Source organism: Azospirillum formosense, from assembly GCF_040500525.1.
In the GTDB taxonomy this organism is placed as follows: Bacteria; Pseudomonadota; Alphaproteobacteria; order Azospirillales; family Azospirillaceae; genus Azospirillum; species Azospirillum formosense_A.
The window spans coordinates 187,808-211,036 of record NZ_CP159405.1 but is presented as its reverse complement, the minus strand read 5'-3'; the positions used below and the strand labels follow the sequence as shown (position 1 = coordinate 211,036).

Genomic DNA, 23,229 nt, shown 5'->3' with positions numbered 1-23,229 from the left:
AAGCCGGAGATTGCGGACCCCGCGATTTCCGGCTTGCGCCACAGCACTGATATACTAATATGCCCCCTTAGGACCGGCCGAGCCGGCGACACAGGTGCAGCCATGGACATGCCGACCACCCCGACGCCCGACGCCAGCAACGACCGTCCCGCCGCCCAGCGGAGCGCGGTGAAGCCCTCCCGCGGGCCGGCGCGCGGCGCCTCCACCATGGCGGCGATCCACCGGTCGCTGCGCGCCGAGATCGTGGAGATGCGCCGCAATCCGGGAGAGCCCATCGTCGAGAAGCACATCGCCGAAGCCTTCGGCGTCAGCCGCACCCCGGTGCGCGAGGCGTTGCAACGGCTGGCCGACGAGGGGCTGATCGAGATTTTCCCGCAGGTCGGCACCTTCGTCGCCCGCATCCCGGTGAACGCCCTGCCGGAGGCCATCGTCATCCGCACCTCGCTGGAGGGCACCGCCGTCCGCTACGCGGCGCAGCGCGCCACCGGCAGCCAGATCGCCGGCCTGCGCGCCAACCTGCTGTTCCAGCAGGAGACGGTGGAGGACGGCGACCTCGACGCCTTCCACGAGGCCGACGAGCGCTTCCACGCCCTGATCGCCGAGATCGCCGGCTATCCCGGCCTGTGGAGCATGGCGCAGCAGGTGAAGGTGCAGGTGGATCGCTACCGCCGCCTGACCCTGCCCGAGCCGGGGCGCCTGACCAACGTACTGGCCGAGCATGCGGCGATCGTGGACGCCATCGCCGACGCCGACCCGGCCCTGGCCGCCGACCGCATGGCCGTCCACCTCGACGGCCTGCTGACCTCCATTCCCCAGGCCCAGGGGGCGAACCCGTTCTTCTTCACTGGTCCCTGATTTGGCCCTGAATTGGCCGCCCACCGGCCCCGAAAAACACAAACGAGGATACCGCCATGAAGATCACCGTCCGCCACGCGTCCCACCAGGATGACGTCCGCAACTACGACACCACCAAGCTGCGCGACCATTTCCTCGTCCCGTCCATCTTCGAGGCGGACGACATCGTCCTGACCTACAGCCACATCGACCGCTTCGTGGTCGGCGGCGCCATGCCGGTGTCCGGCCCGCTGAAGCTGGAATCGGCCAAGGCCATCGGCTCGGCCAACTTCCTCGACCGGCGCGAGCTGGGCGCCGTCAACGTCGGCGGTCCGGGCCGCATCACGGTGGACGGCGCGGTGTTCGAGCTGGCCCCGCGCGACTGCCTCTACATCACCATGGGCAGCCTGGACGTCCGTTTCGAGAGCCTGGACCCGGCCAACCCGGCGAAGTTCTACCTGAACAGCGCCCCGGCCCACGCCCGCTTCGAGACGATGAAGATCTCCATCGCGCAGGCCAAGGCCGTGCACATGGGCGACCCGGCCCAGTCGAACGAGCGCACCATCTACCAGATGATCCACCCGGACGTCTGCCGCACCGCGCAGCTCGTGCTCGGCATGACCGTGCTGAAGCCGAACAACATGTGGAACACCATGCCGTGCCACACGCACGACCGGCGCTGCGAGGTCTATTTCTACTTCGACCTGCCGGAGCCGGCCCGCGTCTTCCACTTCATGGGCGAGCCCACCGAGACGCGCCACATCGTCGTCGCCAACGAGCAGGCGGTGATCTCGCCGAGCTGGTCGATCCACTCCGGCGTCGGCACCCGCAACTACACCTTCATCTGGGCCATGGCCGGCGACAACCAGGACTTCACCGACATGGACTTCATCCCCATGGAAGACCTGCGCTGATCCCCGCACGCCAAGAATAAGAGCCCAAGAATAAGGAGCAGGACAATGGCTCAGGCACATCCCTTCGATCTCACCGGCAAGGTCGCCCTGGTGACCGGCGCCCACACCGGCATCGGCCAGGGCATCGCCCTGGCGCTGGCCCAGGCCGGCGCCGACATCGCCGCCGTCGACGTCATCCCCCTCGACGAGACCAAGGCTCTCGTGGAGGCCACCGGCCGCCGCTTCCACGCCATGACCGCCGACCTGACCAGCATCGCCCCGGTGCAGGGTCTGGTGGAGGAGGCGGTGGGCACGCTCGGCGGGCTCGACATCCTGGTCAACAACGCCGGCATGATTCGCCGCGCCGACGCCGTGGACTTCACCGAGGCCGACTGGGACCTCGTGATGAACATCAACATCAAGACGGTCTTCTTCCTCTGCCAGGCCTTCGGGCGCTACGCGCTGGGCAACGGGCGGAAGGGCAAGATCATCAACATCGCGTCCATGCTGTCCTTCCAGGGCGGCATCCGGGTGCCCTCCTACACCGCCTCCAAGAGCGGCGTGGCCGGCATCACCCGCCTGCTCGCCAACGAATGGGCGGGCAAGGGCATCAACGTGAACGCCATCGCGCCGGGCTACGTCGCCACCAACAACACGGCGGCGATCCGCGCCGACGAGCAGCGCAGCGCCGAGATCCTCGGCCGCATCCCGGCGGGCCGCTGGAGCGTCCCCGCCGACATGGGCGGCCCGGCGGTGTTCCTGGCCTCCGACGCGTCGGACTATGTCCACGGCACGATCCTGCCGGTGGACGGCGGCTGGCTCGCCCGCTGAGGCGGGGGTTGCCGGTTCGGTGACGATGGCCGGGCGTCCGCAGGGGCGCCCGGCTTTTTTTGCGGCCATCCGGGAGGAGCCTCCCTTTCTTCACCGCGGCGGTGCGATCACCGCGACGGCGCCCGGCCGCACGCGGAAGCGCGCCGGGGTGTGGGTGGTGATGTCGCCGTCGGTGTTGACCGGGCGGCGGTGGCGGGTGGTGATCTCCACCTCCTGCCCGTACCAGGCGTGGACGTTCTTCCAGTGCCCATGCCGCCCGCGGCGGAAATCCGGGTACAGCAGGGGCCACTCCCACCAGCCGCGCAGGTCGATGCTGTAGACGTCCAGCTGCCCGTCGTCGGGGGCGGCGTTCTCCTGCACGGTCATGCCGCCGCCGTAATGGCGCCCGTTGCCGACGCCGATCTGCACCGACTTCACGCGGTGCCGCGTCCCGTTGATGCGGATCTCGGCGCGGAAGGGCGCCATGCGCCGCGCCACGCGGAAGGCCGCCACGGCGTAGCCGAACACGCCCCAGCGCCGCTTCATCTCGCGCGTCAGCGCGCGGGCCAGCTCGACGCTGAGGCCGATGCTGGCGACGTTGAAGAAGGCCACGCCGTTGACCTCGCCGAGGTCGATCCGGCGCACCGGGCCGCTGACGGCCAGCCGCGCCGCCGCCCGCAGGTCCAGCGGAATGCCCAGCGTGCGCGCCAGATCGTTCGCCGTGCCCATCGGCAGGATGGCGAGCGGCAGGCCGGTGTCGGCCAGCGCCGGGGCCGCGGCGTTCAGCGTGCCGTCGCCGCCGCCGATGATCACCATGTCCACGGAGCCGGCATGGGCGCGGATCGCCTCCGCGATGTCCTCGCGCTCGCGGCACGCGGCGCGGATCAGGGCGACGCCCGCCGCCGCGGCCTCCTCCCGGATGTCGTCGAGCGCGCGCTGCCCCTGGCGGGCCTTCCCGTTGACGATCAGCAGCGCGCGGCGCTGGCGGGCGCTCAGCGTCGCCCCCCCACCTCGTCCAGATGCTCCAGCAGGCTGGCCGGGTCCTCATAGACGCGGAAGGCGCCGGCCCGCTCCAGCTCGTCCTGCCCGTAGCCGCCGGACAGCAGCCCGATGCTCAGCGCGCGGGCGCGCCGCGCGGCCAGGATGTCCCACACGCTGTCGCCGACCACGATGGCCGTCTCGATGGCGACGCCGAGCCGCTCCGCCGCGGCCAGGAACAGGTCGGGGTCGGGCTTGGCGTACTTCACCTGATCGCGCGTCACCACCGGCACCACGTCCGGATCGACGCCCAGAGCCTCCAGCCCGGAGCGCGCCGTCTCGATCCGCCCGCTGGTGGCGATGGCCCAGGGGATGCCCGCCGCCGTCAGGTGGGAAAGCAGCTCCTGCGCGCCGGGCAGCGGGCGGACGCGCCCGGCCAGCCCGCGGAACGCCTCGGCGTGGCGGCGGCGCAGCCGCTCCAGAAGCTCCGGGCTGATGGCGAGGCCGGTCTCGCGCAGCAGCATGTTGGCGAACAGGCCGCCGCTCATGCCGATCTTGCGGTGGATGCGCCAGACCGACAGCTCGATCCCCTCGTGGTCCAGCGCCTCCTGCCAGGCCAGCACATGCTGGTACACGCTGTCGATCAGCGTGCCGTCGAGGTCGAACAGGAAAGCCGTGTTGATGCGGTCCATGGCGTGTGCCCCCAAGGCTGAGCCCCCTCCGGCGGAGCCGGCCTCAGTGAGTTGGTGGCAGCCCCGCTGCGCCGCAACGTCCCCCCGGTGGCAATTCTGCGCTCCCGCCGGAACCGGGGCGTTGCGGAACTTCACGGCCGGTTTCGCGTCAAGCTCATGCTGCCCCTCAGGCAGCGCGGCGCAACGGCGGGGAGCGGACGGTCTTGGCACAGCGGGAGGACGCGGACATGGAGCGCGGCTGGTCCATCGACCGGATGACCCTCGGCCTCTGGCTGCTCGGCCTGCTGGCCGCCGTCGCCGTCCTGTGGGTCGTGAGCGCCGCGTCACCCGTCCTCATCCCGCTGGCCGGGGCCTTCTTCGTGGCGGTCGCCGTGGCGCCGGTCGGGCGCTGGGTGCGCGACCGGGTGCCGCCGCGGCTGGCCCTGCTCGGCCCGCTCGCCGCCATGCTGACGGTGCTGCTGGTTCTGGCCGTCTTCGCCGGGGGACTGTGGTTCGTCGGCCAGCGCGTGGCCGGCGAGGTGCCGCGCCACGCCGAGGAGTTGCAACGGCTCTGGGGGCAGGCCAGCGGTTGGATCGACGGGCTGCGCGAGCAATTCCTCGGCGATCCGGGTGGCGGCTCCGACGCCGGAGGCGGCGGGGCGGAGGCGCTGTCCGGCCTCGTCGCGTCGGTGCTCACAGCAGCGCGGGAGGCCGTCTCGACGGTGGTCATCGTGCTGTTCCTCGCCCTGCTGATGCTGGTCGAGGCGCCGGTCTGGCGGGAGAAGATCGTCAAGACGCTGGGGCCGGAGCGCTGCGCCACCACCGTCACCGCGGTCACCGCCATCGCCCAGCAGTTCCGCCGCTTCCTGCTGGTCAGCACGACACTGGGCCTGATCACCGGGGCCCTCTACATCGGCTGGCTGTCGCTGTTCGGGATCGACTTCCTGTTCCTGTGGGGCTTCCTGGCCTTCCTGCTGAACTACATCCCGGTGATCGGCTCGGTGACGGCGGGGGCGCTGCCCGTGCTGATGGCGCTGGCCCAGAGCGGCTCGTCCACCGCCCTGATGGTCGCCGGCGGGCTGCTGGTGATCGAGCAGGTGATGGGCAATTTCATCGGACCGCGGCTGGAGGGGAAGCAGCTCGCCATCTCGCCCCTGGTGATCGTCAGCTCGCTGCTGCTGTGGAGCTGGCTGTGGGGGGCCGCCGGAACCGTCCTGGCGGTGCCGATGACCGTCCTGATCGCCATCACGCTCAGCCACATCGACGCGCTGCGCCCCTTCGCCTTCGTGCTCAGCGACAAGAGCGACCGCCGCCGCTTCGAGGCGCGCACCCGGCCCGAGTAACGCAGCGCTGTTTTCCCGTAATTTTTCTGGCGCCCCCCTCTCTTGACAGGGTTCCCGGCCCTCCCCACGTCTCCGGGACCTGTGATCCGGGCCCCTCTGGCGACTTAGACGTGGTCGCGATGTCGGATCTCTTCACCTGCTCTTGCGCCGACGGGCGTGACCGCACTTGGAGGGACTGAATGCTCCCATGGACCCGCGATCCCCAGACCTCTCCCACACTCCCCACCTCCTCCCGGCCCCCTCCGGACGCCGCCGCCCGCCCGACGGACGACGCGCCGGGGCACGCCCGGACCATCCCTCAAACCACCGAGAGCATGAGCACCGCCATGGACCAGACCGAACGCCAGATCATTGACGACCTCTTCGCCAAGCTGCGTCAGGCCGAGGCCCAGTCCGGCCCGCGCGACCCGCAGGCCGAAGCCCACATCCGCGACACCATCGCCCGCCAGCCGGGCGCGCCCTACCTGATGGCGCAGGCCATCGTCATGCTGGAGCAGGCGCTGGCCGCCTCGCAGAACCAGAACCAGGAGCTGGAGCGCCAGCTTCAGGAGCGCCCGGCCGCGGCGGCCGGCGGCGGCGGAATCTTCGGCGGCCTGTTCGGTGGCGGCGCCGCCAAGCCCGCCCCGGCCCCGCAGCAGCGCCCCGGCGGCTCGCCCTGGGGTCAGGCGCCCGGCGCCGCCCCGGCCTACGGCGATCCGCGCGTGGCGGCCTACGCCCAGCAGCCGCAGCGCGCCGGCGGCGGCTTCATGGCCGGCGCCATGCAGACCGCCATGGGCGTGGCCGGCGGCATGCTGATCGGCAGCGCGCTGTCCAGCGCCTTCTCCGGCGGCGGCGAGGCCATCGCCCAGGAGGCCCAGGGCGCCGTCGATCAGGTGGCCGAGGAGATCCCCAGCGAAGAGGATTCGTGGGGCGGCTTCGGCGGGGACGAGGAGTTCTGATCCCCGCGGGGACCGGGCGGGCGGCCTCCTCCCCCTCGCCCGGCCGGTCCCCGGCCTTCCCCCTCTCCTGAGAGCGGACCGGAAATTATCGTTCGCGGTCCCGTCCGCGACACTTTTCCGACGCCGCACCGCTCCGGCGCTCATCTCCTTGCTTTTTGCAGGCCGGCCAACCGTCCGCCTTGCCAGCAATTTCACGCGCATCTAGTTTCCTTCAAGAGAACGTCCCGTCGCCCACCCGCCCGATCATGCAGGGGTGAAGCACAGGACAAGGAAAAGCGGACACGCCGTACCATCGCACGGCGCGCGGAACTCTTCCGCGCGCAACGCCCGGGCTTTGCGTCACGGTGATTTCCGCCTTTCAAAAAGAAAAAGATTTTGGAGGAAACCGTGCCGCTGTTCGACCATCCCGAGTTCGACGACCACGAGCAGGTGATCTTCTGCGCCGACGCCGCGTCCGGCCTGCGCGCCATCGTCGCCGTCCACGACACCGCGCTCGGCCCGGCGCTGGGCGGCTGCCGCATGTGGCCCTATGCCAGCGACGAGGAGGCCCTGCGCGACGCGCTGCGCCTGTCGCGCGGCATGACCTACAAGTCGGCCCTCGCCGGCCTGCCGCTGGGCGGTGGCAAGTCGGTTATCATCGGCAACCCGCGCACCGACAAGAGCGAGGCGCTGCTGCGCGCCATGGGGCGCCATGTCGAACGGCTGGGCGGACGCTACATCGTCGCCGAGGATTCCGGCACCGGGGTTCCCGACATCAAGACCATGGCGCTGGAGACCGCCCACGTCTCCGGCGTGGTCGAGAAGGCGACCGCGAGCGGCGGCACGCGCAGCGGCGACCCCTCGCCCTCCACCGCCTACGGCGTCTTCGTCGGGCTTCAGGCGGCGGTGCGCCACCGCCTGCACCGCACCGACCTGGAGGGGCTGACCGTCGCCATCCAGGGCGTGGGCAGCGTCGGCGGGCATCTCGCCCACTATCTGGCCGAGGCCGGGGCGCGGCTGTGGGTCGCCGACATCGACGAGGCGCAGGCCCGCCGCGTGGCCGACCGCGTCGGCGCCACGCCGGTGTCCGCCGACGCCATCTTCGATCTGGAGGTGGACGTCTTCGCCCCCTGCGCGCTGGGCGCCGTCCTGAACGACGGGACGATCCCGCGGCTGACCTGCCCGGTGATCGCCGGGGCGGCCAACAACCAGCTCGCCGAGGCCCGGCACGGGCAGGCGCTGGCCGACCGCGGCATCCTCTACGCCCCCGACTACGTCATCAACGCCGGCGGGGTGATCGACGTCTATCACGAGCGCGCCGGCTACGACCACGGCCGCGTGATGACCCACATCGAGCGGATCGCCGACACGCTGGCGGAAATCTTCGCCCGCGCCGACATGGAGCGCAAGCCGACCGCCGCCGTCGCCGACCGCATGGCCCGGCAGCGTGTGGGGCGGGCGCGCTGACCGGGCCGGTCAGCGCCCCGAGGCCAGCACGGGAAAGGCGTCCAGGAGGCCGGTCAGCAGGATCTGGACGCCGACGCAGAACAGCAGGAAGGCGAACAGCCGGGTCAGCACGCGGGCGCGGGTTTGGCCGAGCAGCGCCACCAGCCGGTCGGCGGAGCGGTAGGACAGCCAGATCAGCAGCGCGATGGCCAGCGCCGCCGCCGACACGCCGATGAAGAAGGGCGTGAGGCCGGCGGCATCCGCCGGGCGGGTGGCGCCGAGCGCGATGGCGACGGAGATGGTCCCGGGACCGGTGGTGAAGGGGATGGTCAGGGGGAAGAAGGCCGACTCCCCGACATGGGAGTCCCCCACCTCCTCCGCCGGGGCGGCCTGCTCCTGCTTGCGGGCCTCGTGCGCCTCCGGAGCGCTCAGCAACGCCCAGGCGCGCTCGGCCACGACGAAGCCGCCGGCGATCCGCAGCGCCGCCAGCGAAATGCCGAAGAAGTTCAGCACATAGGACCCCGCCCACAGGGCGGTCAGCATCACGATGGCCGAATAGACGGCGACCAGCGTGGCGAGCTGCACCCGCTCCCTCGGGCTGCGCTCCGCCGTCACCTGGCTGAAGATCAACGCCATGGCGATGGGATTGACGATGGAGAACAGCGCCGTGAAGGCGAGAAGGAAGCTGTCGAACATGGGATGGGCCGACCTGTGCCTTGGCGGTTGGCGGGGCGAAACGCCGTGGTACAGGGCGATCCGGTCCTTGGCAAGGCGCCATGATTTGCGGACCCCATTGTTCAGGGAGGACACGACGCTCTTGCCGATCGCCCGGCAAGACGGCCACACTCCCCCCGCGGGGAAGGCCTCGTGACGTGATGCCGGAGGAGTTGCGATGGGTCGGCGAACACGGCGGTGGGTTCTGGCATTTCTGCTGACCGGGCTGCTTCCGGCGGCCCTGCCCGCGCGGGCGGAGACACCGGCCCAGTTCCGGGCCGCGGTGTCGCAGATCGCCTACGCCGATCCGGGCACGGGCCAGATGGTGCCGATCCTGCTGCTCTACCCGACGCGGGATCACGTCCAGCCGCTCCGCCGGGGGCCCTACCACCTGAACGTCGCTCCGGAAGGCGGGCCGGCGCTGGATTCCGTGCCGCTGGTGTTGATGACCCAGGGACCGTCGCGCAACGGGCTGGCGATGGTCAGCGTCGCCCTCTTCATGGCCCGCCGCGGGATGATGACCGCCATCGTGACCCATCTCGGCGGCATGGAGCCGGGCGCCGAGGCCGCGTCGGGCCCCGGATCAGGCCGAGGAGACCGGATCGGCACCGTGCCGCTGTGGCCGGAATTGCCGTTGCAGCTCCGCGCGGCGCTGGACGCCGTGCTCGACTCCTCGCCCATGGGCTTCCGGGTGGACCGGCAGCGCATCGGCGTGCTCGGCTACGCGGCCGGTGGCCATGCGGCGCTGGCGGCGGCGGGCGGGGTCGCCGATCCCGGGCGGCTCGCCCCGATCTGCGCCGCCCATCCGGACGACCGGACCCTCTGCCCGGCCGGCACGAAGACCACCGTAGCCGCCTCGCCGAAGCGGCTGGAGGCCGCCACCGATCCGCGCATCCGCTCGCTGCTGCTGATGGACCCGATCGGCGCCCTGTTCGCGGACGGCGCGCTGTCCCGCGTCACCGTCCCGGTCCGGCTGTACGAGGCGGAGAAGGGCGACGAGAGCGGCGCCCTCCAGGTGGCGCGGGTGCGCGGCCTGCTGCCCCGGCCGCCCGAATACGACCTTGTTCCCGGCGCCGGCCACTACGCCTTCCTGACACCGGTCCCGGCCAGCGCCGCCGCCCGCTTCGGCGCCGCCGTGCAGGACCCGCCGGGCTTCGACCGCGCCGCCTTCCACGCGCGGCTGAACGACGAGGTCCTCGATTATTTCCGGCGGACGCTGAACGCCGCGCCCTGACCCACCACCGGGGCCGCAACGCCCCCAACATTCGCCACCCATCAAGAAAAACGGAAACGCACCATGACGACGATGACCCTGAAGGACGCCCTGGCCGAGGTTCTGGACCCGCGGGACCGGACCGTGGTGGATGTCGGCTGCGGCGACGGGGCGCTGACCCGCCATTTCGCGGGGCTCGGCGCCCGGGCCATCGGCATCGAGATCAGCGAGGGCCAGCTCGCCCGCGCCCGCAAGGCGGAGCCGGTGGCCGGCGCCGACTACCGCGTCGGCAAGGGGGAGGCGCTGCCCCTGGAGGACGCGTCGGTGGACGCCATCGTCTACTCCAACAGCTTCCACCATCTGCCGCTGGCGGTGATGGCCGACGCGATGACCGAGGCGGCGCGGGTTCTGAAGCCCGGCGGCACGCTGGTGGTGGTCGAACCGATCGCCGAGGGCGCCTATTTCGAGGTCATCCTGCCCATCGAGGACGAGACGGAGGTGCGCGCCGCCGCCTACGACACGCTGAAGAGCCCGCCCCCGCCGCTGGAGGCGATGGACGAAACGGTCTACGGCACGGTGGTGCGCTACCGCGACGCCGATCATTACCTGACCCACGTCACCGCCGTCGACCCGGTGCGGCGCGAGCGCCTGCCTCCGGTGGAGGCCGAAGTCCGCCGCCGCTTCGCCGCCAACGGGCGGACCGACGCGGAGGGGATGACCGCCTTCGACCAGCCGATGCGGCGCATGGTCTTCAGGAAGCGGACTTAAGCACGGGCCGCTTGGCGTTGGACCACTTGGCATCGATCGGGCGGCGTGCCAGCATGAGCGCCGCCGTTTGGTCACAGGCGCGCCGCCGCGCGTCCGGGGCATAGTGGAACGGCATCACCCTCCCGAAGGTCGAAGACCATGCCACGCCCAGCCTTGTCCCGTTCCGGCCTTTCCGGATCCGGCTTTTCCGCCGCCGCCCTGATCCTCCCGGCGGCCTTGCTTCTGAGCGGCTGCAGCGTGGTGGTCGCCACGGTGGACACGGCGGCCAGCGTCGCCGGGTCCGCGGTCAGCGTCGCCGGCGACGTGGTGTCGGCCACGGCCCATGTGGCGACCGCGCCCTTCCGCGGCGGCGACGACGACAAGGACGAATAACGCTCAGCGCCGGAACAGGCGGCGCCACCAGGGACTCTGCCGCCGCGCCAGTTCGGTCACCAGGACGCGGCACTGGTCGCGCATCGCCTCGTAGGCCGCGACCTCCGCCTCGCGGTCGCGGCGCAGGCCATCCAGCGTGCCGGTCAGCCGCTCCAGCCGCTTCCCCAGCTCCGCGCTGGTCCGGCGCTCCTCCTCCAGGGCCGCCTGCGCCTCCTCGCTGCGGCGCTCCGCCGCCTCGATGCGCTGACGGAAGCCGCGCTCCCGCGCCTCCGTGTCGGCGATCAGCCGTTCCACGAGGTCGCCGATGCGCTTGCGTTCCGCCTCCCGGTCGGCCTGCAGCCGGTCCAGCGCCACCGCGTGGGACAGGCGCAGGGCGGCGATCTCCGCGTTCACCGCGGACAGCCGGTCCTCCGCGTCCTGAAGCGCGCGGGCCATGCCCTGCTCGCTCGCCGAGGTCTCGGCAATCAGCGTCTCGACGAGCTGGTTGACGCGCTCGCGTTCCGCCTCGCGGTCACCCTGGAGGGTCCCGATCTCCCCGGAGCGCGCCCGCTCCACCTCGCCGATGGCCTCGCGCCAGCGCTCGCGTTCGGAGGCGTGCTCGGCGATCACCCGCAGCCGCTCCGCCCGTTCGCTGTCCGCTGCGGCCTCCGCCTTGGCGATCTGTTCGCCCAGCGTGGCGACCTGATCGCCATAGACACGCAGGAGTTGCGTCGTTTCCTCCGAAGGCGCCTTCGCCGCGCGTGGACGGGCGGCGCGCTTGGCCGGTGCCGCGGGCGGAGGCGGCGTATCCTCAGCGTTGGAGAGCGGCATCATCTCGGTCATCGCGGCTTATCCTGACAGTCGGGCCTGCACCGCCACAGTAGCGCGTCCCGCGCCCTGCGCACAGGAACCTTTTTTCCGCAGACCCGGAGCGGCGAATCGCACTACGGCCAATCCGCCGAGAATTCGTCTCGCATTTGCATGGAATTCGCCGGCAAATTTCCCGAAATCGTTCCCGTTAACGGGTTTTAAAACCGCTTTAAAGCCGACTCCCGGCCTCCGCCAAGGTATTAATACCAATGATTGACAGTATGGATTTCGATTGGTTTTTTGAATGATGTTTGCAGGCGCGAAAAAGACTTTTCCTAAAAAGCATATCATTCGCCCTGCCCGATCCGATGCTGCGGAGAACCCCATGCGCGCTGTCCTGGTTGAACCGAATCCCCTGATCGCCGACGCGCTCGGCCGTCAGCTCGGCATGGGGAAGATCCGCTACGACCGCCAGGACTGGGGCGGGCTGGAGGAGCTTCTGCGCGACCAGGGGGCGGAGGGGCTGGGCTACGACGCCATCGTGCTCGGCAGCGTCGACGACCCGGCGCGCTGCGTGGCGGCCTTGCGGGCGCATCAGGTCGGGGCGGCGATCCTGTGCCTGCTCGACCGGCGCTGCGTGGCCACCACGGTGGAGCTGCTGCACGCCGGGGCCGACGACGTGCTGGTCAAGCCGGTGGTCAGCGCCGAGGTGCGGGCGCGCATCGAGGTGGCGCGGCGGCGCTCGCGCGGGTTGCTGAGCAACGCGGTGCGGGTCGGCCGGCTGACGGTCTTCCTCGACGGGCGCGACCCCGAGGTCGGCGGCGAGCGGCTGCGGCTGAGCCAGCGCGAGCACGCCATCCTCGGCGTCCTGGCCGCCCATCACCGCCGCGTCGTCTCCAAGGAGCACATCTACGACGAGGTCTACGGCCTGTCCGGCGCCGACCCGCTCGACAAGGTCATCGACGTCTACATCTGCAAGCTCCGCAAGAAGATCGCCGAGGCCACCGGCGGCGCCCGCTACATCGAGACCGTCTACGGACGAGGCTACAAGTTCGAAGCCCCGCCCGAGCATGAGGACCCTGCCCCGGCCCTGCCGGCGCGCCGCGTGCTGCCGGGCTATGTGGGGTTCGGGCGCGGGGCTGGCGAGGCGCGGCTGGCGGGGTGAAGACGTTGTCGCGTTGAGCCCCCTCCCTAACCCTCCCCCGCTTCGCAGGGGAGGGGATTGAACCTCCCTCTCCTGCGAAGCGGGGGAGGGAAGGGGCCCATGCGCAGCATGGGAAGGGTGGGCACCCGGCGCGACCACCTCTCCCCTCACCCCGACCAGTCCGCGCTGAGCGCCTCCTCCTCCAGGTCCAGCCACGCCCCGGCCACCGGCCCCACCGTCAGGTCGCCGCCGAGGCCCGCGTCCCCCATGGCTCCGGCAAAGCCGTCCTGCATGTCGGCCAGCGCGGCGGCGGACAGGCCGCCGCCGGTCTGCAGCGTCACGTCGAAGCGCCGCCCCTCCCCCGCCGCGACGAGTTGCACCGCTCCCAGCGCCGGCAGCCGCATCTGCAGGACCAGCGCGCTTCCCGTCTGAAGGTCCGCCCCGTCGGAAATGGCGCAGAGCAGGCCGCGGCAGCCGCCCGCCGCCGTGCCGTCCATCACCGGAATGCTCATCACCCGCCACTCCCGCCCGTCGGCGGTGCGGCGGTGGCGCGGCGCCAGCGCCAGGTCGAGATCGTCCAGCAGCGCGCCGCCGTCGAGCTGCTCCAGCAGCCGGCAGCGCTTCGGCCCCAGCCACGCCCGCGCGCCGTTGGCGGTCGCCGCCAGGAAGAAGGCCAGCCCCAGGCCGAAGGTGGAATCGCAGCGCGGCAACCCGCCGCGCAGCTCCTGAGCCGCTCTCGGGTCAAGCGCCTCGACCACCGCCAGCAGATGGCCGACCTCGGCGACCGCGTCCGGCATGAGCACACCCATCTCCGTGGACGGCCATCAATAGACGACGGCGTCCGACTCGTCCGTTTGCGGAAGGACGATCGCACCGTCGTCGGCCATCGCCTTGGCGACCTGCACGATCTCCGCCTGCGCCTCGTTGACGTCGCGCATGCGCACCGGCCCCATGTTCTCGATCTCGTCCTGGAGTATCATGCGGGCGCGTTCCGACAGGACGGACAGGAAATGGTCGCGCTGCAGCGCCTCCGCCCCCTTGAGCGCGATGGCGAGCTGGCCGGTGTCGCAGCGCCGGATCACCGCCTGCAGCGACACCCGGTCGAGCCGCAGCAGGTCCTCGAAGGTGAACATGAGCTGGCGGATGCGGTGGGTCGAATCCGGCATCACCGCGTCCAGGTCGGTGAAGATCTCCGCCATGGTGTCGCGGTCGATGCGGTTGAAGATGTCGGCCATCCGCTCGTGCGTGTCGGCGCCGTGGGTGCGGGCGTAGTTCGCCATGAACTCGTTGTGCAGGATGGATTCGATGTCCAGCAGCACCTCGCGCTGCACGGATTCGATCTGGATCATCCGCTCGATCACCTCCAGCCGCAGCGCCGGGGCGAGCAGCGGCAGCACCTTGGCGGCGTGGTCGCTGCGCATGCGGGACAGGATGACCGCCGCCGTCTGCGGGTATTCGCCGGCCAGATAGGTGGCGAGCACGCCCTCGTTCACGTTGGACATCTTCTCCCACATGGTGCGGCCCGCCGGGCCGCGGATCTCGCCCATGATCTCCGACACGCGGTCGTCGGGCAGGAAGCGGGAGAGCATGCGCTCCGTGCTGTCGTAGGAACCGACGACGGAGCCGGTGTTGGCGAAGCGCTCCGTGAAGCTGCGCAGCAGCGCCTCGACGAGGTTGGAGGTGACGTTGCCCAGGCTGGCCATGGCGCGGCTGACCATGCGGATCTCGTCGTCGTCCAGCTTCTCCATCAGGCGGGAGCCGCGCTCCTCGCCCAGCGCCAGGAAGATCACCGCGGTCCTCTCCGACCCGCTCAGGCTCTTGAAATTGTCTCGGATCTTGATCGGCATGCCCATGCTGGCACCTCAGAAGAAGCGGTCGGCGGTCAGGGTGGAGTGGTCGGACTCGTCATCCCGCTCCACGGGGCGGTCGCCCTGCAGACGGTCGTGACGGAAGGCGTTCGCCAGGACGCTGCCGGCGACCAGCACCATGCGGTGCGGCACCAGCGGGTTGGGGTCGAGCGCGTTCAGAAGGGTGACGACGGCCGTCTCGTCGTCCACCGTGACGCCCCGCCGCCTGGCGAAGGCGGTCACGCTGTCGGCCATTCCCGACGCCCCGGCGGGGGGTGCGGCGGGCGGCGCCGACAGGGCGGCGGAGGGTACGGCGGGCAGCAGCCGGGGCTCGGTCATCGCGTCAGGTTCCCCCATAGGAGCGGATCAGGCTGTTGGCGATCAGGAACCAGCCGTCGGTCAGCACGAAGAAGATGATCTTGAAGGGCAGCGCGATCATCACCGGCGGCAGCATCATCATGCCCATCGCCATCAGCACCGCCGCCACCACCATGTCGATCACCAGGAAGGGCAGGAAGATCAGGAAGCCGATCTCGAAGGCGCGGCGCAGCTCCGACAGCAGGAAGGCCGGGACCAGAACGCGCAGGTCGGCGGTGGCCGCCGTCTTGGGCTGCTCCGCCTCCGGCTTGCCGGAGAAGCCGGCGAAGGCCGACAGGTCCTTGTCCCGCACCTGGGAGGCCATGAAGTTGCGGAACGGCTCGACCATCCGCTCCAGCCCCTGCTCCTGGGTCACCTGCTCGTTCAGCATGGGGCGCAGCCCGTCCTGCCACGCCGCGTCGAAGACCGGTCCCATGATGTGGAAGGTCAGGAACATGGCGAGGCTGATCAGCACCATGTTCGGCGGCGACTGCTGAAGCCCCAGCGCGGAGCGCAGCAGCGACAGCACGACGATGATCCGGGTGAAGGAGGTCGCCATGACCAGCAGGCCCGGCGCGACGCTGAGCACCGTCAGCAGGACGATGCCCTGGATGACGCGCCCGGACAGCGACCCGCTCTCCCCCGTGGCGCTGCCGAGCGCGCTGCCGATGGAGGACAGGTCCAGCCCGCCCGACTGCGCCCAGGCCGCCGCGGGAAGCAGCGCGGCGAACGCCAGGGCGAGGATGGGCGGAAGCAGGCGTCGGATCATGGAGGGGGTCCGTGGGTGCGGTGCCGGGGGTGTCAATCAATGGCCAGATCGGTGCGCACGATCTCGGTCAGCGTAACGCCGAGCCGCTGGTCCTCGACGATCACCACCTCGCCGCGGGCGACCAGACGGTGGTTCACCAGAACCTCCACCGGCTCGTCCACCTTGCGCTCCAGCTCCACCACGGCGCCGCGGCCGAGCTTCAGGAGCTGCGCCACCAGCATGCTGGTGCGGCCCAGCACCACCTGCACGTCCACCGGGACGTTGTAGATGGCGTTCATCGAGCCGCCGGCGATCGCCGCGGCGGGGATGCCGACGGTGTCCTTCTCGGCGGGCTTGGCGTCGTCTTCCAGGACGTCGAGGTTCAGTGGGGCCATGATGCGGTGCTTTCCGTGTCGGTGGAGAGGTCATGTTCGGTGGACAGGGCGGCCAGCGCGCGGTCGCACAGGCCGGCGACGGCGCGCTCCACCGCCGCCGGGTCGTAGCGCAGGCCGCCGGACTCCCAGGCGGCGTCGAGCCCGCCGGGCGGCAGCGACGGGTCGGCGACGACCTCCAGCGCGCCCTTGAAGCCGGCGGCCCCCGGGGCGGAGTCCGGGTCGGCCAGTTTGGCGCGGACGGGGTCCGCCAGAGCGGGATGGACGCGCAGCCGCAGCCGCGGCGACCCGCCGGCCAGACGCAGGGCGTCCGCGGCGAGCCGGTCGGTCTCCGCCGCGCCGATCCGCTCCAGCAAGGCCGGGGCGAGGCGGCGGACGAGCGCCAGCATCACCGCCGACCCTTGCGCCTCCACCCCGCGCAGGGCGTCGGCGAAGCGGTCGTCCAGCGCGGCCAGCTGTTCGCCGAGGTGGGAGAGCGCCTGCGCCAGAGCGGCTTCGGTGCGGGCCGCGGCCTCCGCCGCCCCCTCGCGCCGGCCCTGCTCCACGCCCTCGGCGAAGGCGCGGACCTCGGCGCCGTAGACAGCGGCCTGGAGGTGGCGTTCGGAATGGACGATGTCGTCGAGCGGGTCGGTGGGCTCCGGTTCGGGGTCGGCCCCGAACTCAGCCGCCGCCTGGGCCGCCGCCTGGGCCGTGCTGTCGAAGCGGAGGTCGAAGCGGTAGCGCGGGTACCCCATCAGACCGCCTCCTCGTAGAGCCAGGAGCGCAGGATGTCGATCGCCTCATCCGGGTACTGGTCCACGATGTCGCCGAGCCGGCGGATCGAGGAGGCGCGCACCCGGCCTTCCACCGTGCGCAGCTCAATGAGCTGGTCCATCGTCTCCTCGATGCCCGGGAGGGCCGCGGTTGACGGTTCGCCCGCGTCGGTGAGCTGGGCCGCCGGCATGGCGGGATCGCCGCCGATGGCCGGACCGGTGAGCTGCGGCATCGCCGCCCCGGCGGCCAGCGCCGGCGCGGGCGTCTCCGCCGCCGCCGCCGGCTCCGGCGCCGGGAAGACGCGGCGGATCAGCGGGCGCAGCCCCAGCACGATCAGCAGCCCGCAGAGCACCAGCAGGATCACCCATTGGATCAGCGTCATCACGTTGCGGCTGAGCGTGTCGACGATCTCCGCCATCGGCTCGCGGGCGCCCAGCTCGGGGGCGAGGTTGACGAACTCCAGGTTGTCGACGGTCACCCGGTCGCCGCGCGCCTCGCTGAAGCCCATGGCGGAGCGCACCAGCTCGGTGATGCGTTGCAGCTCCTCGGGCGAGCGGGCCTCGTAGCTGCGGGTGCCGTCCTGCGCCGTCGCCCAGGTGCCGTTGACCAGCACGGCGACGCTGACCCGGCGGATGTCGCCCGGTTCGATCACCGTTTCGCGGGCGATGTTGGAAATCTCATAATTGACCGTCTCCTCCTGGCGCTTGGAGTCGGAGGAGGAGCGGTTGTTCTGGGCCTGGGCGCGAACCTCGCGCTGCGGCAGGTTCTGCTCGGCGGTGACCGGCGGCTCGCCCGTGCTGTCCAGGCTGCGGTCCTGCTCCTGCACCGTCTGGGTGGAGCGGACGACCTGGCTGTTCGGGTCGAAGCTCTGGCTGCGCACGACCTCGCGCTTGGTTTCGACGTCGACAGCAACCTGGACGCGAACATTCCCCGGACCCAGCCGGGCCACCAGCATCTGCTCGATGGCGCGCGAGATGCGCGTCTCATGGCCGGCGCGCAGCCCGTCCACCTTCGCGGACGACCGGGCGTCGCCGTCCTCCTCGGTCAGCAGCACCTCGCCGGAGGCGTCGAGCACGGTGACGGCGCTCGGCTTCAGGTTGGGCACGGCGGCGGAGACGAGGTGGCGGATGGACAGCGCCTGCCGCCGCTCCAGCGGCGCCCGGCCGCGCATGCGCACCACGATGGAGGCGGTCGGGGTGGGGGCGGCGCGCGAGAACTCCTCGCGGTCGGGCAGCACGATGTGGACGCGCGCCGCCTCGATGCCGGACAGCGTCTCGATGGTGCGGGCCAGTTCGCCTTCCATGGCGCGCAGTCGGTTCATCCGCTGCATGAAGCTGGTGATGCCCAGCGGCTTGTCGGTGTCGAACAGCTCGTAGCCGATGCCGCCGCGCGACGGCAGACCCTTCTCGGCCAGCAGCATGCGCAGCCGCGGCACCTCGGCCTCCGGCACCTGGACGGCGGTGCCGTCGAAGGCGGCGGACACCGGCACGCCCATGGCCTCCACCGCCTTGACGATGCGCCCGGCCTCCGCCGGTTCCAGCCCGGTGTAGAGCGGCGTCATGTGCGGCCGCGACAGCAGAACCGCCATGGTGGCGACCGCCAGGACGATGCCGACGCCCGTGCCGGCCAGCACCAGAAGGCGCGTGCGCCCAAGCGTCCGCAGATTGTCGATCAGTCCCGTCACGACACCCGCACCTTTAAAGTTTCCGAAAAGCGGGGACCGTAATGTTCACCCCGTGAGCCTTCACAACCTACCGGGATGACTTTTAAGCGGAGTAAAAGCCGCGAAGATCGACCGGAAGGAAGTCGCTAAAACTTGATCGTTTAAAATAGTCTCTCAAATTTTCGGTATTTTGGAGGTGCCGGCCGCGATGAATACAGATGCTGGAAAGGCAAGGACGGGAACGCCGGGCCGGCAGCGGATGTACGTCATCGTGCTGCCGCTGGCCCGGCTGGCGCTGGGCGCGGCCGCCCTGTGCGGCGTCGCCGCGGCGGGGTTCGGCGGCTACTGGATGGCCGTGGGGCCGGACGGGGTGGCGCGGCTGTTCGAGGTCACGCCCATCGCCGAGCCGGCCCAGGCGACGCTCGACCTGCCGGAGCTGCTGGTGAACCTGCGCCCCGACACGCCGTCGCGCTTCATGAAGATCGGGGTGACGCTGGCGCTGGCGCCCAAGGACCGCGGCCGGGTGGAGCAGGCGATGCCCCATCTCGTCAACGCCCAGCAGGAGTTCCTGCGCAACCTCGACCAGCACGACCTGCGCGGTTCCGCCGGCCTGCTGCGGCTGCGCGAGGAGCTGCGCCGCCGCTTCAACCTGATCCTCGGCCCGGACACGGTGTCCGACGTCCTGCTGCGCAGCCTTCTCACCCAATAGCCGACCCAGAGGAACGGATGAGCACTCCCATCGACACGGACGACGGCGGCGCAATCGACGATCATGGCGGCGACCATGACGGCGGTTCCGGCGACGACCTCGATTGGGGCCTGGACGCCGGCGCCGGCGGGTCCGAGGCCGCCGCCCTGATGGCCGATACCAAGGAGCTGAGCCAGGAGGAGATCGACCGCCTGCTGAACTTCGCGGTCGGCCCGCAGGCGGAGGCCGCCGGGCAGGCCCGCGCCATCGAACGGCTGATCAGCACGACGACGGTCAACAAGGACCGGCTGCCGATGCTGGACGTGGTCTTCGACCGCATGGTCCGGCTGCTCAACACCTCGCTGCGCCAGTTCTCCTCGACCAGCGTGGAGGCGAGCCTGCTGCGCATCGACTGGCTGCGCTACAACGAGTTCCTCGACACCATCGAGCTTCCGGCCCTGGTCGGCGTCGCCCGGGCGGAGCAGTGGGACAACCACATCGTCGTGTCGGTCGACAGCGCGCTGATCTACTGCATGATGGACGTGCTGCTGGGCGGCCGGCGCAGCCGCGCCCGGCGCATCGACGGGCGCACCTACACCTCCATCGAGCGCAAGATCACCGAGCGGCTCATCCGGGTCATCCTCCAGGACCTCAGCCAGTCCTTCGACCCGATCACGCCCATCGACTTCACCTTCGACCGGCTGGAGACGAACCCGCAATTCGCCACCATCACCCGCGCCACCAACGCGGTCATCCGCGTGCGCATCGCCGTGGAGGTGGAGCGCCGCGTCGGTCACGCCGAGGTGGTCATCCCATACGCCACGCTGGAGCCGGTTCGCGGCAAGCTGGTGCAGACCTTCATGGGTGAGAAGTTCGGCCACGACACGGTGTGGGAAAGCCACCTGAAGGCCGAGCTGATGCGCGCCAAGCTGGACCTCGTCGCGGTGCTGCAGCAGACCCAGGTGTCGCTGGGCGAGGTGTTGAACTGGGAAAAGGGCACCTCGCTGAAACTGCGCATCGACCCCGACGCGCCGGTGGTGCTGCAAAGCAAGACCACCCCCCTCTTCGCCGGCCACATGGGCCAGCGCAACGGCAACATCTCCGTCAAGATCGACACCGACCTGGAGACCAAGCAGGAGCTGATCGATGGTCTCATTCCTCATTGACGCCGTCCTGGCGGTCATGCTCGTCACCGCCACGGTGTTCCTGGTGATCGTCAACAAGCGGCTGAAGGTGATGCGCTCCAGCCAGGCCGAGATCGGCGCGCTGATCGGCACCTTCTCCAAGACCATCGACGAGACGGAGGCCTCGGTGCAGCGGCTGGTCGCCGCGGCGACGGAGGCGTCCGCAAAGCTGTCCGACGGGCTCGACCGCGCCAAGGGCGTGACCGAGGAGGCGGCGCTGGTGCTCGGCTCCTGCGAGCGGACGTCCAAGCGCATCGAGGCGTCCGTGCAGGAGGCCCGCGCCCTGGTCCGCCGGCTGGAGGAGGGTCCGGCGCCGCGCCCGCGGCCCCGCCCGGTCCCGCCGCCCGCCGCCGCTGCGGAAGCGGTGTCCGCGCCCGCGAACGCCGCGCCTGCGCCTGCGCCTGCGCCGGACACCGACGCGGCGGAGGACGAGGACGGCTTCCGTCCGATGCGCGTCGCCGCGTTGGCCGGAGCCGCACGCCCGGCGGAGGAACCGCCGTTTGCCGCGGAGACCGCAGCCGAGTCTGCCACCGAATCCGCCGTGGACACCGGCGGCGCGCGGCAGCAGGCCGCCAACGCCTTCTACGCCCGGCTGCGGGCCATCGGACCGGAGCGCTGAGCCATGCTGCGCGTACTTCCCATCACGCTGGTGGCGATCCTGATGGTGCTGCCGCTCAAGCTCGGCTCGCTGATGGAAGGGTTGCCGGTGGTCGCCCAGCAGTTCGACCGCGAGTTCGGCAAGCATGAGCGCCCCTGGGCCAAGGATCTGAAGGGCGGCGCGGAAGCGTCTCCGGACACCCCGCCCGAGCCGGGCAGCGCGATGGTGTCGCCCGCGATGGCGGCCTTGCCGGCGACCCCGGCGGCCCCGCCCGCGGACGCCGCCCTGCCGGCGGCGAGCTGCACCGACCCGGCCCTGCGCGCCGCCATCGCGGAGCAGAAGGCCGACGTGACCGCCCGCACCCGCCATCTCGGCGAGGCGGAAGCCGTGCTGGCCGCCGCCGAGACCCGCGCCACCGCCCAGATCCAGAAGCTGAGCGCCATCAAGCGCGACGTGGAGGCGCTGATGCAGCAGCGCTCCAACCTCCAGCAGGAGGACCTGAAGCGCATGGTGACGATCTACGAGACGATGAAGCCACGCGACGCCGCGCGCATCTTCAACGACCTGGAAACCGACATCATCATCGATGTGCTGGACCGCATGGCCGAACGCCGCTCCGCCCCGATCATCGCGGAGCTGGAGGACGGCAAGGCGCGCGAAGTCACCCGCCTCGTCCTGCAGCGCCGCGCCCTGCCCGGCGACCGCCCGCCGCCGCCCGCCGCGCTGCCCGTCCGCCTGACGCAGACGCCGACGAACTGAACCCGGCCCCGGCTGCCAGACACGCGGTTCTCCCAAAAAGAGGCATCATGCCCAGTCTTCCCGACGTCATTGCCGCCCCGCCGCCCCGCCCCGCCCGTTCCGCGGAGGCGACGGCGGCGCCGTCCTCCGGCGCACCGGGCGAGCACGAGGCATCCAGCACGCCCTTCGCCGACCTGCTGGACGACGCGGCGGAACGCGGCGGCGCCGAGGCGGACGGGGAGCAAGCGGATTCCTCCAACCAGACCGGCGGCGCACCGACCGGGGCCGACGCCGCCCTCGCGGCGCTCCTGCCGCTGCTGACCACTCCGCCGCCCGCCACCGCGCCCGGCGTCGCGGCGAACGGGGCCTTGCCGGAGTCCGTGCCGTCGCCTGGCGGTCTGCCCCCGGCGCCACCCGTCCCGGCTGTCCCGGCGGAAACCGCCGCGGCGCCCCAGCCGCCGGTTCCGGCTCAGCCCGCTCCGACGCCGCCGGCCGCGCCGCTGCCCATTGCGACCACCGCCGCGGTGGTTCCGGACGCCGGGCCGGATGGGGCGCCACCGCAGGCCACGACCGACCCTGCGGCACCCGTCACCCCGCCCGTTCCCCTGCCGACTTCCGACGCGAAACCGGACCCGGCCCCGCTGTTCCAGGCCAAGGACTCCGCGACGCCCGGCAAGACCGACGCCACGCCGGCCCCATCCCCCCAGCTTCAGTCGGCGACGGCCCAGGCGGGCGGCAACGCCGCGGCCAACGGCGGCACCGGCCAGAATCCGGGCCAGGGGCAAGGCCGCGGCAACCCGGCCGGACCGGAAGCCTTGCCGGCGCTGTCCTCCCCGGCGGACCCCGCCGGGGCGCCGCCGCTGCCCTCCACCCTCGCCCCGCCGGCGGCCCACGCGGCGGCCCACTACGCGGCGCATCCCGGGGAGAGCGCCGCGGCGCGGCTGCCCGCCGCCCAGGTGGCTGGCCAGCTGGTGCGCGTCGTCGAGGCGGGCGGCGGCGAGTTCCACATCGACCTGAAGCCGGAGGAGCTTGGCCCGGTCCGCGTCGTCGCCGAACTGAGCGGGGCCCGCGTCGCCCTGCACGTCCAGGCCGAAAGCCCGGAGACGCTGGCCCTGCTGCGCCGGGACATCCATCACCTGGAGCGCGCCCTGTCCGACACCGGGTTCGAGCTGGACGGCGGCACCCTGAACTTCTCGCTGCGCGGCGACGGCGAGCCGCGCGGCTTCGCCTCCTCCGGCCAGGGCGACGGGGCGGGCGGACGCCAGGACGGCCCCGGACGGGCGGTCCGCCTCGCCGATTCCTCCAGCGCCCTGCCGCCCGAACGCGCCGCCCGCCCCATCGACGGCCTCGTCGACATCTCCGTCTAGCC

At 71.4% G+C, this 23,229-nt stretch carries 26 protein-coding genes; 15 read left to right on the top strand and 11 right to left on the bottom strand.

Features of this window, described 5'->3' with window-relative positions:
- The first annotated feature begins 102 nt into the window (after nt 1–102).
- From ABVN73_RS25300 to kduD, 3 genes are read left to right on the top strand one after another with little or no spacing between them, the layout of a single operon-like run.
- Complete coding sequence (locus ABVN73_RS25300; protein ID WP_353861832.1) at nt 103–855, top strand: GntR family transcriptional regulator; 753 nt, start codon at nt 103–105, stop codon at nt 853–855.
- A 56-nt stretch (nt 856–911) separates the two neighbouring features.
- Complete coding sequence (kduI, locus tag ABVN73_RS25295) at nt 912–1,748, top strand: 5-dehydro-4-deoxy-D-glucuronate isomerase (protein ID WP_137117881.1); 837 nt, start codon at nt 912–914, stop codon at nt 1,746–1,748.
- A gap of 45 nt (nt 1,749–1,793) precedes the next feature.
- The gene (gene kduD / locus ABVN73_RS25290) at nt 1,794–2,558 is read left to right on the top strand and encodes a 2-dehydro-3-deoxy-D-gluconate 5-dehydrogenase KduD (RefSeq protein ID WP_353861831.1); all 765 of its coding nucleotides are present in this window, start codon (nt 1,794–1,796) and stop codon (nt 2,556–2,558) included.
- Between the two features lie 90 nt (nt 2,559–2,648).
- Here kduD and ABVN73_RS25285 read toward each other — a convergent pair whose 3' ends face one another.
- Nucleotides 2,649–3,503, bottom strand: coding sequence for a lipid kinase (locus ABVN73_RS25285; protein ID WP_353861916.1), 855 nt, complete (start codon nt 3,501–3,503; stop codon nt 2,649–2,651).
- A 26-nt stretch (nt 3,504–3,529) separates the two neighbouring features.
- Nucleotides 3,530–4,207 (bottom strand): HAD family hydrolase, encoded by a 678-nt coding sequence (locus ABVN73_RS25280; RefSeq protein ID WP_353861830.1) that lies wholly within the window; start codon nt 4,205–4,207, stop codon nt 3,530–3,532.
- A 227-nt stretch (nt 4,208–4,434) separates the two neighbouring features.
- On the opposite strand from ABVN73_RS25280, the gene ABVN73_RS25275 reads away from it, so the two are divergent.
- From ABVN73_RS25275 to ABVN73_RS25265, 3 genes are all read left to right on the top strand, one after another.
- Nucleotides 4,435–5,529 carry an AI-2E family transporter gene (locus ABVN73_RS25275; RefSeq protein ID WP_353861829.1) on the top strand — a complete coding sequence of 365 codons (1,095 nt, stop codon included), beginning with the start codon at nt 4,435–4,437 and terminating at the stop codon, nt 5,527–5,529.
- A gap of 314 nt (nt 5,530–5,843) precedes the next feature.
- Nucleotides 5,844–6,467: a DUF2076 domain-containing protein gene (locus tag ABVN73_RS25270; protein WP_353861828.1), complete on the top strand. Its 624-nt coding sequence runs from the start codon at nt 5,844–5,846 to the stop codon at nt 6,465–6,467.
- A gap of 387 nt (nt 6,468–6,854) precedes the next feature.
- A complete protein-coding gene (locus tag ABVN73_RS25265; RefSeq protein WP_353861827.1) occupies nt 6,855–7,913 on the top strand; it encodes a Glu/Leu/Phe/Val dehydrogenase dimerization domain-containing protein in 1,059 nt (352 codons plus the stop codon).
- 9 nt (nt 7,914–7,922) lie between these two features.
- Here the strand turns inward: ABVN73_RS25265 and ABVN73_RS25260 are convergent, their stop codons facing one another.
- Nucleotides 7,923–8,588 carry a MarC family protein gene (locus ABVN73_RS25260; RefSeq protein ID WP_353861826.1) on the bottom strand — a complete coding sequence of 222 codons (666 nt, stop codon included), beginning with the start codon at nt 8,586–8,588 and terminating at the stop codon, nt 7,923–7,925.
- 196 nt (nt 8,589–8,784) lie between these two features.
- Here ABVN73_RS25260 and ABVN73_RS25255 point away from each other — a divergent pair, with 196 nt between their 5' ends.
- From ABVN73_RS25255 to ABVN73_RS25245, 3 genes are all read left to right on the top strand, one after another.
- Nucleotides 8,785–9,840 (top strand): hypothetical protein, encoded by a 1,056-nt coding sequence (locus ABVN73_RS25255; RefSeq protein ID WP_353861825.1) that lies wholly within the window; start codon nt 8,785–8,787, stop codon nt 9,838–9,840.
- A 63-nt stretch (nt 9,841–9,903) separates the two neighbouring features.
- Complete coding sequence (locus ABVN73_RS25250; RefSeq protein WP_353861824.1) at nt 9,904–10,587, top strand: class I SAM-dependent methyltransferase; 684 nt, start codon at nt 9,904–9,906, stop codon at nt 10,585–10,587.
- Between the two features lie 138 nt (nt 10,588–10,725).
- Nucleotides 10,726–10,959 carry a hypothetical protein gene (locus ABVN73_RS25245; RefSeq protein ID WP_353861823.1) on the top strand — a complete coding sequence of 78 codons (234 nt, stop codon included), beginning with the start codon at nt 10,726–10,728 and terminating at the stop codon, nt 10,957–10,959.
- Nucleotides 10,960–10,962: 3 nt separating this feature from the next.
- On the opposite strand, the gene ABVN73_RS25240 is transcribed toward ABVN73_RS25245, so the two are convergent.
- A complete protein-coding gene (locus tag ABVN73_RS25240) occupies nt 10,963–11,781 on the bottom strand; it encodes a hypothetical protein (RefSeq protein ID WP_353861822.1) in 819 nt (272 codons plus the stop codon).
- 352 nt (nt 11,782–12,133) lie between these two features.
- Between ABVN73_RS25240 and ABVN73_RS25235 the strand changes: the two genes are divergently transcribed.
- A complete protein-coding gene (locus tag ABVN73_RS25235) occupies nt 12,134–12,913 on the top strand; it encodes a response regulator transcription factor (protein ID WP_353861821.1) in 780 nt (259 codons plus the stop codon).
- Nucleotides 12,914–13,059: 146 nt separating this feature from the next.
- Here ABVN73_RS25235 and ABVN73_RS25230 read toward each other — a convergent pair whose 3' ends face one another.
- The 7 genes from ABVN73_RS25230 to fliF are packed head-to-tail and all read right to left on the bottom strand — an operon-like array spanning nt 13,060 to nt 18,673.
- A complete protein-coding gene (locus ABVN73_RS25230; RefSeq protein WP_353861820.1) occupies nt 13,060–13,689 on the bottom strand; it encodes a hypothetical protein in 630 nt (209 codons plus the stop codon).
- Between the two features lie 27 nt (nt 13,690–13,716).
- Entirely contained in the window at nt 13,717–14,745 is a 1,029-nt protein-coding gene (locus ABVN73_RS25225; RefSeq protein ID WP_353861819.1) for a flagellar motor switch protein FliG, read from the bottom strand.
- Nucleotides 14,746–14,754: 9 nt separating this feature from the next.
- Nucleotides 14,755–15,078, bottom strand: a complete 324-nt coding sequence (locus ABVN73_RS25220) for a hypothetical protein (protein ID WP_353861818.1) — start codon at nt 15,076–15,078, stop codon at nt 14,755–14,757.
- A gap of 4 nt (nt 15,079–15,082) precedes the next feature.
- Nucleotides 15,083–15,865 carry a flagellar type III secretion system pore protein FliP gene (fliP, locus tag ABVN73_RS25215; RefSeq protein WP_353861817.1) on the bottom strand — a complete coding sequence of 261 codons (783 nt, stop codon included), beginning with the start codon at nt 15,863–15,865 and terminating at the stop codon, nt 15,083–15,085.
- Between the two features lie 32 nt (nt 15,866–15,897).
- A complete protein-coding gene (gene fliN, locus ABVN73_RS25210; RefSeq protein WP_353861816.1) occupies nt 15,898–16,239 on the bottom strand; it encodes a flagellar motor switch protein FliN in 342 nt (113 codons plus the stop codon).
- Nucleotides 16,227–16,970 carry a FliH/SctL family protein gene (locus ABVN73_RS25205; protein ID WP_353861815.1) on the bottom strand — a complete coding sequence of 248 codons (744 nt, stop codon included), beginning with the start codon at nt 16,968–16,970 and terminating at the stop codon, nt 16,227–16,229. The genes fliN and ABVN73_RS25205 overlap by 13 nt, the downstream gene beginning before the upstream one ends.
- Nucleotides 16,970–18,673 (bottom strand): flagellar basal-body MS-ring/collar protein FliF, encoded by a 1,704-nt coding sequence (gene fliF / locus ABVN73_RS25200; RefSeq protein WP_353861814.1) that lies wholly within the window; start codon nt 18,671–18,673, stop codon nt 16,970–16,972. Before fliF ends, ABVN73_RS25205 begins: the two co-directional genes overlap by 1 nt.
- 187 nt (nt 18,674–18,860) lie before the next feature.
- On the opposite strand from fliF, the gene ABVN73_RS25195 reads away from it, so the two are divergent.
- Genes ABVN73_RS25195 through ABVN73_RS25175 form a run of 5 tightly spaced genes read left to right on the top strand, consistent with a single transcriptional unit; the run spans nt 18,861 to nt 23,227 of the window.
- Nucleotides 18,861–19,361: a flagellar basal body-associated FliL family protein gene (locus ABVN73_RS25195; RefSeq protein WP_353861813.1), complete on the top strand. Its 501-nt coding sequence runs from the start codon at nt 18,861–18,863 to the stop codon at nt 19,359–19,361.
- A 17-nt stretch (nt 19,362–19,378) separates the two neighbouring features.
- A complete protein-coding gene (gene fliM / locus ABVN73_RS25190) occupies nt 19,379–20,506 on the top strand; it encodes a flagellar motor switch protein FliM (protein ID WP_353861812.1) in 1,128 nt (375 codons plus the stop codon).
- Nucleotides 20,487–21,143, top strand: a complete 657-nt coding sequence (locus ABVN73_RS25185; RefSeq protein WP_353861811.1) for a DUF6468 domain-containing protein — start codon at nt 20,487–20,489, stop codon at nt 21,141–21,143. Before fliM ends, ABVN73_RS25185 begins: the two co-directional genes overlap by 20 nt.
- A 3-nt stretch (nt 21,144–21,146) precedes the next feature.
- Nucleotides 21,147–21,881 (top strand): flagellar motor switch protein, encoded by a 735-nt coding sequence (locus ABVN73_RS25180; protein ID WP_353861810.1) that lies wholly within the window; start codon nt 21,147–21,149, stop codon nt 21,879–21,881.
- A 47-nt stretch (nt 21,882–21,928) separates the two neighbouring features.
- Nucleotides 21,929–23,227, top strand: coding sequence for a flagellar hook-length control protein FliK (locus ABVN73_RS25175; protein WP_353861809.1), 1,299 nt, complete (start codon nt 21,929–21,931; stop codon nt 23,225–23,227).
- The last annotated feature ends 2 nt before the right edge of the window (nt 23,228–23,229 follow it).

Excerpts from the sequence above, each read along its gene's own strand:
- ABVN73_RS25180 (WP_353861810.1), top strand. The coding sequence starts at position 21,147 with ATGCTGCGCGTACTTCCCATCACGCTGGTGGCGATCCTGATGGTGCTG.
- ABVN73_RS25275 (WP_353861829.1), top strand. The coding sequence starts at position 4,435 with ATGGAGCGCGGCTGGTCCATCGACCGGATGACCCTCGGCCTCTGGCTG.
- ABVN73_RS25255 (WP_353861825.1), top strand. The coding sequence starts at position 8,785 with ATGGGTCGGCGAACACGGCGGTGGGTTCTGGCATTTCTGCTGACCGGG.
- ABVN73_RS25245 (WP_353861823.1), top strand. The coding sequence starts at position 10,726 with ATGCCACGCCCAGCCTTGTCCCGTTCCGGCCTTTCCGGATCCGGCTTT.
- ABVN73_RS25220 (WP_353861818.1), bottom strand. The coding sequence starts at position 15,078 with ATGACCGAGCCCCGGCTGCTGCCCGCCGTACCCTCCGCCGCCCTGTCG.
- ABVN73_RS25240 (WP_353861822.1), bottom strand. The coding sequence starts at position 11,781 with ATGACCGAGATGATGCCGCTCTCCAACGCTGAGGATACGCCGCCTCCG.
- ABVN73_RS25175 (WP_353861809.1), top strand. The coding sequence starts at position 21,929 with ATGCCCAGTCTTCCCGACGTCATTGCCGCCCCGCCGCCCCGCCCCGCC.
- fliP (WP_353861817.1), bottom strand. The coding sequence starts at position 15,865 with ATGATCCGACGCCTGCTTCCGCCCATCCTCGCCCTGGCGTTCGCCGCG.
- ABVN73_RS25195 (WP_353861813.1), top strand. The coding sequence starts at position 18,861 with ATGAATACAGATGCTGGAAAGGCAAGGACGGGAACGCCGGGCCGGCAG.
- kduI (WP_137117881.1), top strand. The coding sequence starts at position 912 with ATGAAGATCACCGTCCGCCACGCGTCCCACCAGGATGACGTCCGCAAC.
- ABVN73_RS25280 (WP_353861830.1), bottom strand. The coding sequence starts at position 4,207 with ATGGACCGCATCAACACGGCTTTCCTGTTCGACCTCGACGGCACGCTG.
- ABVN73_RS25205 (WP_353861815.1), bottom strand. The coding sequence starts at position 16,970 with ATGGGGTACCCGCGCTACCGCTTCGACCTCCGCTTCGACAGCACGGCC.
- ABVN73_RS25250 (WP_353861824.1), top strand. The coding sequence starts at position 9,904 with ATGACGACGATGACCCTGAAGGACGCCCTGGCCGAGGTTCTGGACCCG.
- ABVN73_RS25235 (WP_353861821.1), top strand. The coding sequence starts at position 12,134 with ATGCGCGCTGTCCTGGTTGAACCGAATCCCCTGATCGCCGACGCGCTC.
- ABVN73_RS25260 (WP_353861826.1), bottom strand. The coding sequence starts at position 8,588 with ATGTTCGACAGCTTCCTTCTCGCCTTCACGGCGCTGTTCTCCATCGTC.
- ABVN73_RS25225 (WP_353861819.1), bottom strand. The coding sequence starts at position 14,745 with ATGGGCATGCCGATCAAGATCCGAGACAATTTCAAGAGCCTGAGCGGG.
- ABVN73_RS25270 (WP_353861828.1), top strand. The coding sequence starts at position 5,844 with ATGAGCACCGCCATGGACCAGACCGAACGCCAGATCATTGACGACCTC.
- ABVN73_RS25230 (WP_353861820.1), bottom strand. The coding sequence starts at position 13,689 with ATGCCGGACGCGGTCGCCGAGGTCGGCCATCTGCTGGCGGTGGTCGAG.
- kduD (WP_353861831.1), top strand. The coding sequence starts at position 1,794 with ATGGCTCAGGCACATCCCTTCGATCTCACCGGCAAGGTCGCCCTGGTG.
- fliN (WP_353861816.1), bottom strand. The coding sequence starts at position 16,239 with ATGGCCCCACTGAACCTCGACGTCCTGGAAGACGACGCCAAGCCCGCC.
- fliM (WP_353861812.1), top strand. The coding sequence starts at position 19,379 with ATGAGCACTCCCATCGACACGGACGACGGCGGCGCAATCGACGATCAT.
- ABVN73_RS25300 (WP_353861832.1), top strand. The coding sequence starts at position 103 with ATGGACATGCCGACCACCCCGACGCCCGACGCCAGCAACGACCGTCCC.
- ABVN73_RS25185 (WP_353861811.1), top strand. The coding sequence starts at position 20,487 with ATGGTCTCATTCCTCATTGACGCCGTCCTGGCGGTCATGCTCGTCACC.